Here is a 15852-nt window from a genome sequence, read left to right as displayed (position 1 = left end):
AACGCCCTGCTACATCGCTAATACTGTTGTTATATCTAAATGTTTTTGCAACATAGTAAGTGAGTGGCCACCCACCAGCTCATTAAAACGCGTTGTAAACGCTAAATTACCACCCGAAAAACGATAAATTGCCTGCCAATCATCACCTACGGCAGTAAAACGTACACTTTTGCCCTTGTTAATAAGTGTGTTTAAAAAGGCCATACGCGCACCTGATATATCTTGAAACTCATCAACTAAAATATGGCTCCAAGGCACACTAAATTCACCTTTTTTTACAGCCTTTGTTGCATGAATAATCATATCGTCAAAATCAATGGCGTTTTGCGTATGTAGCTCTTGCATATAAGCATTATGTATAGCTATAAGCATTGCGGCATAACGTTGATGGTTTTTGAGTCCACTTTGTTTTATACGTTGTTTTATTTGCGTATTAGTGAGCTGCTCAGCTCTTATGGCTTGCAAGCACTTTAAGTATTTTTCAACCCCTTGTTGTAACAGCCCTGAGTTATTTAACGTGCTAAATACTTCATCGTCATTTAAAGGTACAAGCGCCACACTATGTTGCTTTAAAAGTTTACTTAAGCGCTGCTCTAACTTGCCTTCGAACCAATTGTAGTGAAAAGTCTCAAGTAAAATAGTGTTATTATTTTTATGCAGTTTTCGCTTAAAAGCTATTTGCTCGTTATAGCGTTTTTTATTTATATCGGCGCGTGTATTACCTTCTCTATCAATGTCAAAGTGCTCTAGATAAATATTGTATTTTGATAAGTGAAAATTGGGATTATATTGTGCGTTTAGGGTTATGTCTTCTACTGAAATCTCTAGCTTATTTTTGTAGTGAGGCTCGTACTCATGCTCAACTGATTGTAAATATAACCAGTTTGAAATAAGTAGCTCTTGATAGCTTTTAACTTTATGCCCAGCAAGGCTTCTATATTCGTTATCTCTTAGGTAGCGCTCATACTCAGCACTGCTTTTAAAACTAAAAATATCGACTGGTTCGTGAAGTAAATCAACAACGTTTTTCAAAAATGTAGAGTCGGTCTGCATTTGCTTATAAAGCCATGCGGTTAACCATGTTTTTTGCTGTATTTCATCGGTTGCAAATGTAGAAAGCTTCGTTGATTTTTTCGCGTCTTGTAATAGCTTCAATCCTAGTGCATGAAACGTTAAAATGGCAGGTGGTTTAATACTTAAATTGGCGTGTGCTGCACGTTTAATAAAGCGCTCTTTTAATTCCTGTGCAGCCGTTTTATTGTAAGCAAGTACCAATACCTGCTCTGGCAGTGCTATTCCACGTGCGATTAAATCAAGCGATTTGGCAACCATAACTGAGGTTTTTCCTGTGCCGGCTGCTGCAAGTACTAGATTTTTATCGTTATCGCGTATAACCGCTAAACGCTGCTCTGTAGTGAGCGGGTTAGACTCAACATTATTATAAAAGTTATCTCTTAGGGTAAGCTGCTTTTGTTCATATTTATGGCGTAATTGCGCTACAGCGTCTGCTGTTTTTGGTGTACTACTTAAAATACTTAAAAATTTTACGCTAATAGGCGATAAATGCTGTTGCCACACGGTTTGATTATGTGCGTAATTTTTACTTAAAGAAAAAACAGCTTTATTTAAGATTTCAATGGAACTGTCGCGTAAAAATTCATCAAGGGCATAACGCTTTAAAAGTGTTTTCGCATTGTTCACTTTTTGTTCTAACGTATTTGAAAAATATTTATTTAACGCTTTATTAAGCACATCTGCTTCGGCTTTTTTTAAAAAACTAACGCATGTGTTATTAGGATCACATAAATAAATTTTTGCGCTAAACAAGCTATTTTGCAGCACAGAAAAGTTACTGAAATCACTTAATAAAAATTGCTGTTTAGTCATATCTCTAAAGTGGACAACAAGCACGTCTTGCTCAATACTTACCCACTTAATACGGGTAAAAAAACGACCTAACCAACTTGGTGTGGCAACATACTGCACCATAATACTCAATACAAAAGCAGACTATAAACTAATTGTAACATACTCTTTTATAATAAATTTACTCACAATACTGGCCGTTATTTTACTAAAAATAAAACAACACTGCCTACCAAGATCTTTTATTTAAAATTTATTTTACAGTTGTTAACAATTTTAAACATCTAAAAGTACTTTCTTGTGTAACAATACGCTCACAAATAAAGGAGCTAACATGTTTAAAAAAGCTTTTCCCTCGTGGGCATCATATTAATGCTGTGTGCTTGCACATCAGAAACAGCATCAGATCTAATTAAAACGAAAGGTATTTGGGCGGGTTTTGAGCTTGTGTCTGACGGAAGTCGTACTCGTATTAATGCAGAGCTAAATGCAGGTGATATGAATGGGTCTAACATCGTATTAAGCGATAGCGACACATTACAAGTAATCGTGCGAGGCACAGCTGTTGAACTTAGTAAAGATACAGATTTTTTAGATGTAGATTACCAAGCCTACATCAACATAACTGATGATAACGAGCCGTTTGATATATTGTTTAACCGTGATGATGAAATAAGCACACGCTCAACTGTTGAACTTCCTCATAACTTTATTATTTTAACACCAAGTAGTGAGCAAAACTTTAGCATAACAAACACAATAACAGTACAACTTGATGGTATAGATACCAATAGCGCCAGCACAATTGAGTTAAGCAGTCGTTGCACCACAAATAACAACTCTACATTAATACAATCTACGTCTTCATCTGTTACATCGTCGAGTTATTCATTTAATCTAAATAATTTGATAATGTTTAATGATACGCAAATAGATAAAAGTAAGGCATGCAATTTAACTATTTTGGTTGAGCGGGTTCGCTCTGGTGCTATTTCAGGGAGTTTGCTAGTCAAAGTTATATTCAAGCTAAACAACAGCGCACAATAAATAATATGACTTTAACGTTTTAATTTGCACGCCAATTTACTCAGCGTTAAGCTACGCCTTTATTAAGTAATTTTACCAATTGTAATTGTCTGCTTTTTTATATGGGCTAATAACAATTGATATAAAGGTTTATTATGACTAACAGCACATACCCTATTGGCACACCTGGAAAAAAATGGAATAACAACGATAAAGCCCAGTGGTTAGCACGCCAAAACATTAAACGCAGTTACCAAAATGAAGTAGTAACGCTAATTAATGATCTTAAAAGCACCTTAGATATAGAGCAATACGGCGAGCTTAATTACGCCGCTGACACTTACCCATTATATATATTAAAAACGCCTAACTTTAATGCTAATAAACCAACAGTTTTAATCACCGGAGGTGTGCATGGCTACGAAACCAGTGGCGTACATGGCGCACTTAGGTTTGCTAAAACATCGGCTATGCAACACTCAAAGCAGTTTAATATTATTGTTGCGCCCTGCATTAGCCCTTGGGGATATGAGACTATAAACCGCTGGAACCCTGATGCTATTGATCCTAACCGCTCATTTTACGAAGGCAGCCCAGCACAAGAGTCAGCAGCTATTATGACGTATGTAAAATCACTCGATATAGACTTAGTTGCTCATATTGATTTACACGAAACAACCGACAGCGATAACAGTGAATTTAGACCCGCACTTGCTGCCCGTGAAGGCACTACAAACACTAATTGGAACATACCTGATGGGTTTTATTTAGTGGCCGATACCAATAAGCCTGAGCCTGAATTTCAAAAAGTAATTATCGAAGATGTGGAAAAGGTCACGCACATTGCCCCGAGCGATGAAAACAACCAGCTAATAGGCGTCCCTCAAGAGCAATTTGGCGTTATTAACTATGCGGCACGTGAGTTAGGTTTGTGTATGGGCTTTACTGACGCGCCTTATGTAACCACTACCGAAGTGTACCCAGATAGCCCAACAGCCACCGATGAAGAATGTATTTTGGCACAAGTGGCCGTTATAACAAGCGCACTCAAATATATAAATGCAAACACGTAATAAAAACTACAGATAAAATACCCAAGAAGAATATCGACTTGGGCATGTTGTTTATGAAATTTTATCAATCTTAGTTTTTATAAAACTGGCTATCTTTAGTTATGGTTATACTGGCGTCTTCTTGCGCCGTTACTACAAATTGTAACTTGCTAACTTTGCGCTCAATATCGTAACCATCGGCAGTTACAGTAACGGGGACTCTTTTCATCACACCTGGCTGTATAAGTGTAGAACTTGGACTTGAGAGTGTTGCTTCTGGCAAGCCCTCTATGGCAATACTGTAATGCAGTGCTTGCTGCGTTTTATTAATAATAGTAAGTGTATAAGGGTTTTCTACCAGGCCCTCGTAGTTCACTCTATAAAGCGCATTTCTATCTCGTAGTACTGAGGCTTCTATTGGTGTGCGTTGTAGCATCCATGCAAACATAGAAATTATTAACAAAGCCGTTAATGCGCCGTATCCTATTAGTTTTAATCTAAATGGATTGGTTTTTTTACCCTCCATTTGTTTTTCACTCGCGTATTTAATTAAGCCTTTTTGATAACCAAATTTCTCCATGGTATCGTCGCAAGCATCAATACATAAGCCACAGTTTATACATTCATATTGTAAGCCATTTCTAATGTCTATTCCTGCAGGGCATACCTCTACACATAAGTTACAGTCTACACAGTCACCTAGGTTAAGCTCTTTTGGATCGGCTTTGCGTTTACGTGGTCCTCGGCTTTCACCGCGCTTGCTATCATAGGTAACAAGCAACGTATCTTTATCAAACATAACAGCCTGAAAACGAGAATACGGGCAAGCAATAGTGCACATTTTTTCGCGTAAAAACCCTGCATTACCGTAGGTGCAAAAAGCGAATAAAAACACCCAAAAGCTCGTAATACCTGACCATTCAAACGTAAGCATTTCCATATACAAACTTTTTGCCGGAATAAAATACGCCATAAACGAGGTGGCGGTTAAAATCGAAATAACAATCCATGCACTGTGCTTAGTAATTTTTTGCGCCAAGTGCTCAGCGTCCACTGAGATTTATCTAATTTAATTCGCTGATTTCGCGTGCCTTCTATGCGCTGCTCTACCCACGAAAACATGAGCATCCATATTGTTTGCGGGCACGTATATCCACACCAAACCCGACCAAGCCAGTTAGTTACAAAAAATAATGCAAAAGCCCCCACCATAAATAGCAGGGCTAAAATCATAAAATCTTGAGGAAGGAGTGTTAGACCAAAAATAGTAAAAGTTTGCGTTGCCACATCAAGCAGCACAGCTTGGTGACCGTTATATTGGATCCACGGTATTGCAATAAAAGTTAGCATTAGCAGCCAACCTAAATTACGGCGTATGCGCTGAAAAATCCTTTTTGCTCGCGGATATAAATTGGCCCTTCGGTGTTATAGGGCTTAATGATCATGTCTTCTTCTTTAATATCAAACTTCATAGTACTTGCTTCATAATGACGGGTATTAAGCAAGTATTTGCAACTTTCAGACCAAGCTGAAACTTTAATTACTTAATTGATATTAAAGAAATTATTTTAAAAAACAAAAACCAACCTCGCGATATAAAGCGTAATTCGCGATATATCACGAATTTTTAGCAATCCCTAACTTTCGCATTTTTGAACGTAGTGTACTCTCAGGTAAACCCAATTTAACTGCCGCTCCTTTATCACCCGATATTTGCCAGTGCGATAACGCAAGAACAGAAGTTATATGCTGCTTTTGTGCTTCATCGAGCGTAAGTGAAGGATTAATAACTACTTCACCACCCGCTTGCAAAGGCTGACTTAGCTGAAGTACCGCTTGATTAGATAAAATAGCTTCGCGTTCAAGTACATTTTGCAGCTCTCTAATATTGCTCTGGCCAATCGTAAGCTTGCAGCTGCGTAATTGCTTTTTTACTTAGCCCTTTTAAGTTTTTCCCGAGCCGCTTATTTAGCTGCGCAATTAAATTAGCGCATAAATAAGGAATATCTTCTTTTCGATCTTTAAGGGCGGGTACTTTTATAGGAAATACATTAAGCCGATAATACAAATCAATTCTAAACGTGCCTTTTTGTACCATTTCCCACAGGTCGCGATTAGTCGCTGCAATCACTCTAATATTTACTTTTAGCGTATTGCTGCCACCCACACGTTCAAACTCTTGTTCTTGCAGAACTCTTAGTAGTTTACTTTGCGCCTCAAGTGGCAGCTCTGCTATTTCATCTAAAAACAAGGTGCCCTTATCAGCAAGTTCAAAACGCCCTTTACGGCGTTCATTTGCACCTGTAAACGCGCCTTTTTCATGGCCAAACAATTCCGATTCTAGCAAACTTGGGGTAAATGCGGCGCAATTTACTTTTATAAAGGCTTGTTCGCTACGCTTGCTTAGCCTATACAAATTACGAGCTACTAACTCTTTACCCGTGCCATTTTCGCCAAGTATAAGCACTGTGCTGTCGGTTTCACTCACCAGTTTTATTTGATCTAACATGGTTTGAAATATATGACTTTGTCCAACTAGCCCTGAGTCTTGCCAATCTTCGTTAAGTTCTGCAATTAAGTAGTTGTTTTCATCTTTTAGCTGCTCACTTAAATGATTTACTTGAGTAAGTGCCTCTTGCAGTGCATTTTGTGTTTGCTGTTGCAGTGATATGTCGCGAAATACAGCTACAGCACCAATTAACTCATCATTTTGATAAACCGGTGTTGAGGTGTATTGAACTGCAAATGAGCTACCGTCTTTGCGCCAAAAAACTTCATTTTTAACTTCACGACGTTTTCCGTCAAACATGGTGCAGTAAATTTGGCATTCATCAGCGGGATAAGGTGTGCCATCAGCATGAGTATGGTGATGATATTGATGTATTTTTTTACCTAATAGTTCCTCAGCGCACCAACCTGTCATGCGCTCAGCGGCAGGATTAACAAACACCGCATTACCCGACAGGTCAAAACCGTATATACCCTCACCGACTGCGTTTAGCAATAATTTAGGATCGTTTAAAAATTGTTTTATCACAAATACACCTCGCGAAATATCGCGAGTATTATGGCAATTTTATACGCTAAGTGCACTCATTACTTAAAGCGCACTTACGCGTAAATTAAAAAGCTATAAATAGTGCTTAAATAACGTTTTTACATCTATTTTTGCACCTAGCCTTGCGGCTATTAAGTAAAGTCCTGCAAGTTTTCGGTGAATAAATAGCGCATCAACGGGCGGTGTATGCCATTGCTGAGATTGCCCACTAAGAGCAAGCCCTGCATTTTTAATTTTGAGCGCGAGTTCGCTATTTTTAAAATCAAATTCCCCTTCTGCTCTTAGTGGCTCGCACGCCATTAAAAATAAATCAATGACGTTGTTTTTATACTCATCAACTAAGTCATTTTTAAAATAACCTATGTGTGATGCCGCTTTAAGTACACCTTCTCGGTTGTTTTCACTACCCGCTTTAAATAAGGCTAAGTACGCTAAGCTAAGCTCGGTTGATATTTCTCGCGTTGCACCAAAATCAAATAAAACAATTTTTTGTGTATCAAGCTGATAATGAAAGTTGGCAAAGTTAGGGTCGGTTTGAATTAATTTAAATTCAAACATTTCTTTAAAAAATAAATCAATGAGCTGCTCTGCAACAAAGCTTTTTTGACTATCAGGTAGCTCTGTAATGCTCTCAATGGGCTCTGCTTTTATATATTCCATAGTTAGCACGTGTTGTGTGCTGTGCTCTGGATATACGTTAGGCACTTTAAAGTGGGGATTACTTGCTAGTGCATTTTTATAACGTATTAAGTACTGAGCCTCCCGTTTATAATCAGCCTCGGCTAATAGCTGCGCTTTAGCCTCACTAATAAGTGGTTTAATATTAAGATCTTTTGGCAATAATCGAGAAATCGTTAATAAAGAAATAACGTTATCGACATCACTTACTACACTTTTTGCAATACCAGGGTATTGAATTTTAACAGCAAGCTGATCGCCATTTTCTTTATAAGCTAAATGAACTTGCCCTATAGAAGCCGCTGCAAAAGGTCTTAGCTCAATGTGAGAAAAACGCGCTAGCCACTCATCCCCCCATTGCTCTTTTAACACTTCAACAAGCTGCTTATGAGGCATTGGGTTCGCGTCTGAGCGCAGTAAAGCAAGTAACTGAGCTAATTCAGGACTAAGTAAATCACCGGCATCCATTGAAAGCAATTGCCCCAGTTTCATTGCTGCACCACGTAAATGTGATAGCTGTGTGGCTAATTTTTCAATATTTTTAGGTTGTAGTAGTAAGCTTTTATTATCCCAACCTTTACCTGTTAGCGCACTCTTAGCACCATCAACTAACATGTTGGTAGCAACACCTGTGGCAAGTGAGCCTAATTTTGCAAATCGAGAAAGCCGAGAAGTGGGAACAGTGCGAGGAGCCGCCATAATATTAAAACCTAATTAGCCTGAAAGTCAGGCTAATTAATACGTATATTGTAAGTAGGTCGATCTACTTATAGACGAGGTACTAGCTTAATTGCGCCTTCAACCACCTTCATATCAAGTGGAAGTTTACTAAGTAGCATCATTTTAGGGTCATCCATGTTTAGAGTATAAACTGGGTTAACCGCTAAAAAAGCATTAATAACATCCATTGCTTGGCTATCAAGTGCACCTAAATTACCTTTAAAACCACCGGCATCTACACTCGAATCAAGTAATTTAATATTACGTAAAAACACCGCTTTTTCTCACTGTCGTAAAATGGGCTTCCTTCAATTTGTAGCTTTAAACGCACTGGGTATTTAAGTGCGAATGCATTAATTTCAGCGCTTGAATCAGCACCAAGCACAACAACATCGCGGTTATCAGGTCCAATGTTGACACTTAAGTCGTTTACATCAAACTGAACGGGTAAACCCATTAAGCTTACTTTTTCACTTAACTTTGGTAATTGCTTACCCAGTACAGATTCAACCTCAGAGTTAGTAAATGAATATACTGATATGCCTTGCGTGGTATTACAGGCAGTTAAAAATAACGCTGCAATAATAACTAAAATTCTCATGAGAACCCTTTTGTTTATGAATTAGTGATACATAAAAAAGCCGCTATTAAAGCGGCTTAGTAAAATAGTAACCAGCACATATTATGCTGGTTCTAGGGCGTGTTGACCTTTGCGGATTGAAATTTGTTCAATCTAGGGTCGATTTAATCACGGCGTGAGGTTTGTAACCTAGCGGACTAAGTAAAAACCGAGCAACAAAGAGTTAATCGTCCCTAGAAAGAACCAAAGGGCAGCGCATGTTTGGCATTTATGCTGCGTTATCGCCTATTTATGGGGAATAACCACACTACATAGACTCTGCCTTGGCTAAATGCCAAACAGTCTGCTGCAAATTCAACCACGAAAGGTCAACACGCCCTAGTGTATTAAGCTGCAAGTGTCGCTTTAAGTCGCGTTAGTGTGTCAGGTTCAACTGAACCGTCACTGAGCGCTAATAACTGTTTTAAATAATAGTTTAAATCAGCATGATCGCCACGATGTTTGTCATCTAGCATGGCTACTTGTTCTGCCATTCTAAGTGACTTATCGATTGAACTTACGTTCGCTAGTATTTCCATGCGCGTAATAAGCTGCTCGGTATTTAACGCTGTTTTAAGCGGTGCTTGATACTGACTTGGTAATGCTTCATTATTCTCAAGTGCAGTAATTAATGCATCTAAATTAGCTTGCTCAGATTTACTTGTAAGCAATGCAAGTTTATCGTCAATAGCAGCTAGTAGCTTAGTAACCTTTGGCGCTAACGATCTAAATTGTGTATACCCTTTCACTTTTGTTTCAAGGTCGTGCAACTGCGCTCTTTGATTAACATCACTCAATGCTGCTTCAAGTTCAGCAAGTTCTGCAACGGCTTGCTTATCTGACTCGTTTTGCTCAAGTTTTTGCTGCTCAAACTCACTACTACGCTTGGTAAATGTTTCATCGTTAAACTGACGAAACTTTTGCCATAACGCATTTTCAGCTTTCAAACCTGCAAAACCGATAGCTTGCCATTGTTGTTGCATTTGCTTCAACTCTTGGCATGCAGCCGCTAAATCATCACTTTGTGATAATTGCTGCGCTTTTTCTACTAGTTCGTTTTTAAGTGTGGCGTTAGTTTTATGAAATGCATTTAATAAAGCCAATACTAGTTGTTGTTCATTTTTATAACGATCGTTTAGTGTACGGTATGTTTTAGGGTCAACTTTACCCACACTGCGCCACGCTTTATTTAAACGATTGTATTGGCTTTCATATTGCTTCCAATCAAAGTCATCCTCAGCAGTTGGCTGTAAATGGAGCGCATGCATGTCGTTAATAATACTTTCACGTTGTGCTTTTGATGCTTCGCGTTGCACTTCTTGCTCTGCGAAGTAACTACGGCAAGGCGCAAATAACAGCTCGATTTGTTCATCAAATTGCACGCCTTGTTGCTTTTCTTCATCTGTATCTAAACGACCTAACTCATTCCAACGTTTACGTAGCGCTTTTACTTGCTCTGCGCGTTGTTGTGGGTCTGTACACTCTTCGCTTACTAATGCACTTACTTCTTCTAATAAGGCTTCACGCTTTGGTGCTGCTGCGTATTTTTGCCAATCTTTAGCATCTGCAAGTTGCGTTTCAAGTTCCGCTTTTATGTTTACAAGCGGCTGTTGATATTGCTCAGTAAGTTTATTAAATAACTCTTCAAAGCCTTTAAACACACCAAAAGCAACATTAAAACGACCCTCTTCAATTAGGCGTTTAACATCACGCGCTTTGCGTTTTGCTTGGCTTTGGTTTTTTTCAAGTGGCTTAACTAGCTCACTCATTGGTGCTAAAAATTGCTTTTTATGCGTATTTAACTGTGTTTTAAACGTACTTTGTAGTGCGCCATCTAAAATATTTAAATGATTACGCGCTGCTTTAAAGCCATTATTAAATTCAGTTAAAGTTGCATCGTATTGCGTCAAATCTTCTGCTGGCGTAATTTCGCATAGCGCTGCAAAAGCGAGTTTGTACTCTTTAATAGCAGTTGTTAACTCAGGTAACTTAGCAACTTGAGTAAATAGTTTTTCTAACTTGCTTACAGCGAGTTTTGATTGTGCGTTATTAGCAAATTCTGTTTCGCTAATAGCTTGCTTAGCTTGCGCTACTTTTGCATCAAGCCAATCTTGTTGAATTTGCTCTGGCGTTTCAAGACCAAGCTGTAGTGCATTTTCTATTTCTTCACCCAAAGCTTCAAGTGTTGCAAGTGCTAATAATTGACGCTGTTGTTGCGCTAATTGCTGCTGCTCTTTGTCATGTACCGCTTTTAGCTGTTCAATGTGTGTATCTAACTTAGTGGTGATAGAAGTATATTTTTCGTCAAGCAGCTTAACGCGCTCATCACTTAACCATTTAAGCTCAAGTGCTTGCCACTGAGCGATTAAATCGCTCGCTTGTGGATTAACAATACCAAAATCTGTTTTTTCACGTAAAGCATTTAATTTAGCTAAAATAACACGTGTTGCATTTTCAACTTCAAGTGGCATTTCAATTGCTAAACGTTCATTTTCAATATGCGTTTCAAGTGCTGCTTTTGCACCACCCTTTGCATGCTTTACTAATGATTTAGTTAATTGATGAGTAATAACAAGTTCAACTAATTGAGTTTGTAGCTCTTCGCTACCTTCTTTAAATGCTTTTTCTACTAGTTTTGGATTTGCTAAACGTTTCAGTAATTTAACGCGTACTTGCAGCTCTTTTTCTGCAAACGCTAACTTTTCAAGTGTTTTAACGGGTGCAAAACGCTCTATGTATTCGTTTTTAATTTTTGCTGTTAGCGTACTTTCGCTATTTAAAACAGCATTAGATATTTGTAGCTCGGCTATATCTTTTAATGCTTGATCTTGTTTATATGCTTTCCACCAAAGTGGTAAGTCGTTCACTTTTTGGAGCGCTTTACGGCGTATTTCAGCGGAGCTATCTTCAAGTGCTAACGTGTTTAATATGGTTGCATCACGTTCAATGTCTAATTTTTCGATAGCATCAAGACGTACTTGTTGCTTAGGGTGTTTCCATTTTGGTGTAAAAAGGTGCTTAAAGATCATGTTCACTAAACCTAGCTATTTCGTTGTCTGATTTAAATTCTTTTTGTAGTTGAGCTTTTGTCTTTTGGATCATCTCACCATTAGCACCAATCGTAAATTGCTCGTTTGATTGAGCCACTTTTGCTTGATACAACATAACCAACTGCACTGTTTGTTGCTTTTGCTCATCTGATAAAACGGTACCGTCTGGCCATTTACCAGTAGAGGCACCGTATTGTAAGCGTTCGAATAATTCGGGAGTAATATTTTGTACAAGATTGTCGATGTTCATGTCATTTTTTCTTTTTTAGAGTCACTAAAACAATACGGTTTATAAGATACCAAATACACCCTACGCCAATTGCGGCGGTGTAAGCGTACCACAGCAGTGTTTCTTCTTGCGGTTGTAAAAAGTACAAACAGAAAAAACCACCTAAAAATAAGATAAGCGCCAAAAAGGAGTGATTTATAAACATCTGCTTTTTTTAATTCGCTGTTCGCGCTGAAGTTGTAAAACTTGCTCGTCGTTTAGCTCTGTAATATTGCTTTCGCAATGCGGACATTGCTTATGTTTATCTGAAATTGATTTTGCACATTTTGGGCAACGAATAATCGCCATACTTCTCTCCATACTACGCATAAAAAAAGCGCCTTTCGGCGCCTTTATTGTACGTGTTTTATTTCTCGTTGTCTTTTTTGAATTCAAACCAATAACTAATTTAGGGGCGATAATTTTCCAAGTTGCCCACTAAGTTTAATTACTCTGCGTCTTTTGACTGCTTTTCTAAGCGTTTTTCCCAGAATGTGGCGTTTTTTATACCCAATTTAACTGGATCAAATATGACTTTTCCGCCTTTTTTCTTTTGTTCTTCATAATCGCTCAAACATAGCAAAGCAGGCTTAGCTACGAAGAAAATGGCTAAAATACCGAGTATGTTAATCCAAGCCATTAAGCCAACGCCAATATCACCAATAGTCCAAATATAACCTGAATTATTTACCATGCCGTATGCAACCATAAACATAATTACAAACTTCACAAGAACAAGCGGAATACTGCCCTTAAAATAACGATTTAAGTAAGCAATATTAGTCTCTGCAATAAAGTAATAAGCAAGTATTGTGGTAAAGGCAAAGAAGAATAATGCAATACCGACAAATGCTTGTCCAAAGCTGCCAAATACACTAAATAGAGCCATTTGAGTAAAGGCTGCTGATCCCACTTCAGTGGCTGCATCAACATTTTGTACAATAAATTGCCCTGCTGGTAGCTCACCCACAATATTGTATTGCTGCGTTATTAAAATCATTAATGCAGTTGCTGTACATACAAAGAGGGTATCAACATAAACAGAAAAAGCTTGTACTAAACCCTGTTGAGCAGGGTGATCAACTTCTGCTGCAGCTGCTGCATGAGGCCCAGTACCTTGGCCAGCTTCATTAGAATATATACCACGTTTAACGCCCCAACCAATAGCGGCACCAAAACCTGCCTGCGCAGTAAATGCATCACTAATAATTAAATAAAATATATCGCCCACTTTATCTAAATTTAAAAATACCACGATTAATGCCAGTACTATGTAACCAAGCGCCATAAATGGCACTACAATTTGCGTAAAGTTCGCAATACGTTTTATACCACCGAAAATAATAAATGCCAAAACAATAAGAATAATTGCTAAAGCGACTAATTTAAAGCTGCCTACATCACCAAAGCTAGTAGAAACAATGTTGCCAGTGCCAAACACTTGGGTAAACGCATTACCTACCGCATTTGCTTGTACGCCAGGCAGAAAGACACCACATGCTATAATTGCCGAAACAGCGAATAAAATAGCTAGCCATTTTTGTCCTAAACAACGGTCAAAATAATACGCTGGGCCACCACGGTATTGCCCGTCTTCTTCTGTTTTATAAATTTGACCTAAAGTAGATTCTGCATATGCGGTACTTGCGCCTAGAAAAGCAACAACCCACATCCAGAAAATAGCGCCTGGTCCGCCAAAACCAATAGCCGCTGCAACGCCAGCGATATTACCGACGCCTACTCGTCCAGACAATGAGACTGCAAGGGCTTGAAAAGATGAGATACCTTTATCAGACGTGTTAGGACTAAATAATAACTTACACATTTCTTTAAAATGTCTAACTTGAGCAAATCTAGTTAGTACTGAATAAAACAAGCCTGCGCCTAGGCATAAATAGATGAGTGCATTACTCCAAACAACATCATTAACAGCGCTTACAAAAGCTTCCATGGATATCCTCTATAGTTATATTTATTATTTTTTAATTACGAGACTCTGTTTTAGCTACTACGCTACATAAGCTTTACGAAATAAGATTTCACCTCTTCCGCCCCGACTCATGATTTAATTAATATTAACTTAAGTACCCCAAGGTTGTTAACACTTAATTTTCAAAATATATAATTACTTAGCTATTGCAAGGCACTATATCAGCAGTATTTAAAGGAAAGTAGATTGATTTGTACCGATACGGTGATGATACGCGGCGAAGAAACGTTAAAAACGTTTTGGAATGAAGTTGGTATATGATTATTATTTTTTGTAAAGGGGTTTTACTAAAAACAAAAAGGGCATCAAAACTATTGATACCCTTCAAATAAATGTTTTATCTTAAATTATCAACAACATTAACAATTGCCGCTAACGTATCTTGACCAAATTGATACGAACGACGGTCTGACCAGCCATAGTCTGGATCAGGTAAATCGTTATTATCTTTAAATGGCATTTCAATTGTGTACGTTAATGCTTTAAATTCTTCAGCGGTTGCTGCTGAACCTACCGTAAGGTTAGCTTGGCCTGGCTCATCTTTTGGATAGCCATGCTCATCTTGAAACTCTGGAGTAATCGTTAAAAGCGCAGCTTTAAAGCTATCTTCAAGGCCTTTTAGGCGTGCATCGTAACTTGGAATACCTTCACTGCCTGCCACAAAGTTATACGGAATCGCTTCATCGCCGTGTATGTCTAGGTGCATATCTAAGCCAGCTTCGCGCATTTTATTTAGCACTAGGTAAACCTCAGGGCTATCTTCCATGCTTGGTGTTTGCCATTCACGGTTTAAGTTAACGCCTTTAGCATTAGTACGAAGATGTCCGCGTGCGCTACCGTCTGGATTCATATTTGGCACAACGTAAAATACTGCTTTTGATAGAAGCGCTGCAGCATGTGGGTCTTCGTCATCAAGAAGTTTGTGCAATAGGCCTTCTACATACCACTGCGCCATTGTTTCACCTGGATGTTGGCGTGCTGTGATCCAGATGTTTTTCTTGTCTTCTCTTGGTTCACCAATTTTAAGCACACTCATATCACGGCCATCGAGTGTTTCACCAAGCGTTATTAATTGGCAAGCGCCTTGGCTTTGTGCCCAAGATAATAAATCTAAATGGCGGTCGTAACTGTATGGTGCAAAGTAAGCAAAATACACACTGCCGCACTCTGGTTCAATTTCAAAGCTTAATGTGCCATTTTCATAGCTTGATGGTACACGGAACCATGTTTGGCGGTCATATGATGCAACGGCTTGATACCCTTCCCAACCATCGGGGTAAGCTGATTTATCAAGCTCATTAATATTTAACTTATGCAATTGGTAAGGTGTTGTTTCAAGACGAAAGTGAAACCACTGATAAAATTCAGACTGATGATCTTTATTAATTTCTAATTGAATATTTAAAGGATCGGTGGCTTCAATAACTTTAATATTACCACTGTCGAAATTGCTGCTGATTTTCATGGAAAAACCTTTAGGTTGAATAAGTTTATCTGCTTTTTACTCTGCAGAACTAACACTACT

The 15852-nt window shown here is 38.4% G+C and carries 8 protein-coding genes and 4 pseudogenes; 2 read left to right on the top strand and 10 right to left on the bottom strand.

Annotated elements, in window-relative coordinates; genetic code table 11:
- Window positions 1-9: 9 nt before the first annotated feature.
- On the bottom strand, window positions 10-1989 hold the full coding sequence (locus tag P4S71_RS15545; protein WP_337150956.1) for a UvrD-helicase domain-containing protein: 1980 nt from the start codon (window positions 1987-1989) through the stop codon (window positions 10-12).
- A gap of 234 nt (window positions 1990-2223) precedes the next feature.
- Between P4S71_RS15545 and P4S71_RS15540 the strand changes: the two genes are divergently transcribed.
- Together P4S71_RS15540 and P4S71_RS15535 are read left to right on the top strand one after the other, a co-directional pair.
- On the top strand, window positions 2224-2913 hold the full coding sequence (locus tag P4S71_RS15540; protein ID WP_337150955.1) for a hypothetical protein: 690 nt from the start codon (window positions 2224-2226) through the stop codon (window positions 2911-2913).
- Between the two features lie 134 nt (window positions 2914-3047).
- On the top strand, window positions 3048-3965 hold the full coding sequence (locus P4S71_RS15535; protein ID WP_337150954.1) for a M14 family metallopeptidase: 918 nt from the start codon (window positions 3048-3050) through the stop codon (window positions 3963-3965).
- 70 nt (window positions 3966-4035) lie between these two features.
- Here P4S71_RS15535 and ccoG read toward each other — a convergent pair.
- From ccoG to P4S71_RS15490, 9 genes and pseudogenes are all read right to left on the bottom strand, one after another.
- Window positions 4036-5416: pseudogene (gene ccoG / locus P4S71_RS15530) on the bottom strand (cytochrome c oxidase accessory protein CcoG).
- Window positions 5417-5561: 145 nt separating this feature from the next.
- A pseudogene (locus P4S71_RS15525) lies at window positions 5562-6981 on the bottom strand (sigma-54 interaction domain-containing protein).
- Between the two features lie 93 nt (window positions 6982-7074).
- On the bottom strand, window positions 7075-8379 hold the full coding sequence (locus P4S71_RS15520) for an ABC1 kinase family protein (protein WP_008136261.1): 1305 nt from the start codon (window positions 8377-8379) through the stop codon (window positions 7075-7077).
- A gap of 68 nt (window positions 8380-8447) precedes the next feature.
- Window positions 8448-9001 (bottom strand): annotated as a pseudogene (locus P4S71_RS15515) (DUF1439 domain-containing protein).
- Window positions 9002-9366: 365 nt separating this feature from the next.
- On the bottom strand, window positions 9367-12048 hold the full coding sequence (locus P4S71_RS15510; protein ID WP_337150953.1) for a DUF349 domain-containing protein: 2682 nt from the start codon (window positions 12046-12048) through the stop codon (window positions 9367-9369).
- A complete protein-coding gene (locus P4S71_RS15505) occupies window positions 12038-12319 on the bottom strand; it encodes a YeaC family protein (RefSeq protein ID WP_007378333.1) in 282 nt (93 codons plus the stop codon). Before P4S71_RS15505 ends, P4S71_RS15510 begins: the two co-directional genes overlap by 11 nt.
- Before the next feature lies 1 nt (window position 12320).
- Window positions 12321-12646, bottom strand: a pseudogene (locus P4S71_RS15500) (hypothetical protein).
- A 139-nt stretch (window positions 12647-12785) separates the two neighbouring features.
- Window positions 12786-14288, bottom strand: coding sequence for an alanine/glycine:cation symporter family protein (locus P4S71_RS15495; RefSeq protein WP_337150952.1), 1503 nt, complete (start codon window positions 14286-14288; stop codon window positions 12786-12788).
- A 376-nt stretch (window positions 14289-14664) separates the two neighbouring features.
- Window positions 14665-15792 (bottom strand): M14 family metallopeptidase, encoded by a 1128-nt coding sequence (locus P4S71_RS15490; RefSeq protein WP_337150951.1) that lies wholly within the window; start codon window positions 15790-15792, stop codon window positions 14665-14667.
- Between the last annotated feature and the right edge of the window lie 60 nt (window positions 15793-15852).

Origin of the sequence: Pseudoalteromonas sp. B62, assembly GCF_037162565.1 — a bacterium.
Lineage (GTDB): Bacteria > Pseudomonadota > Gammaproteobacteria > Enterobacterales > Alteromonadaceae > Pseudoalteromonas > Pseudoalteromonas fuliginea.
Note: the sequence above shows the minus strand (reverse complement) of the source record. Positions and strands in the feature narration are given on the sequence as shown.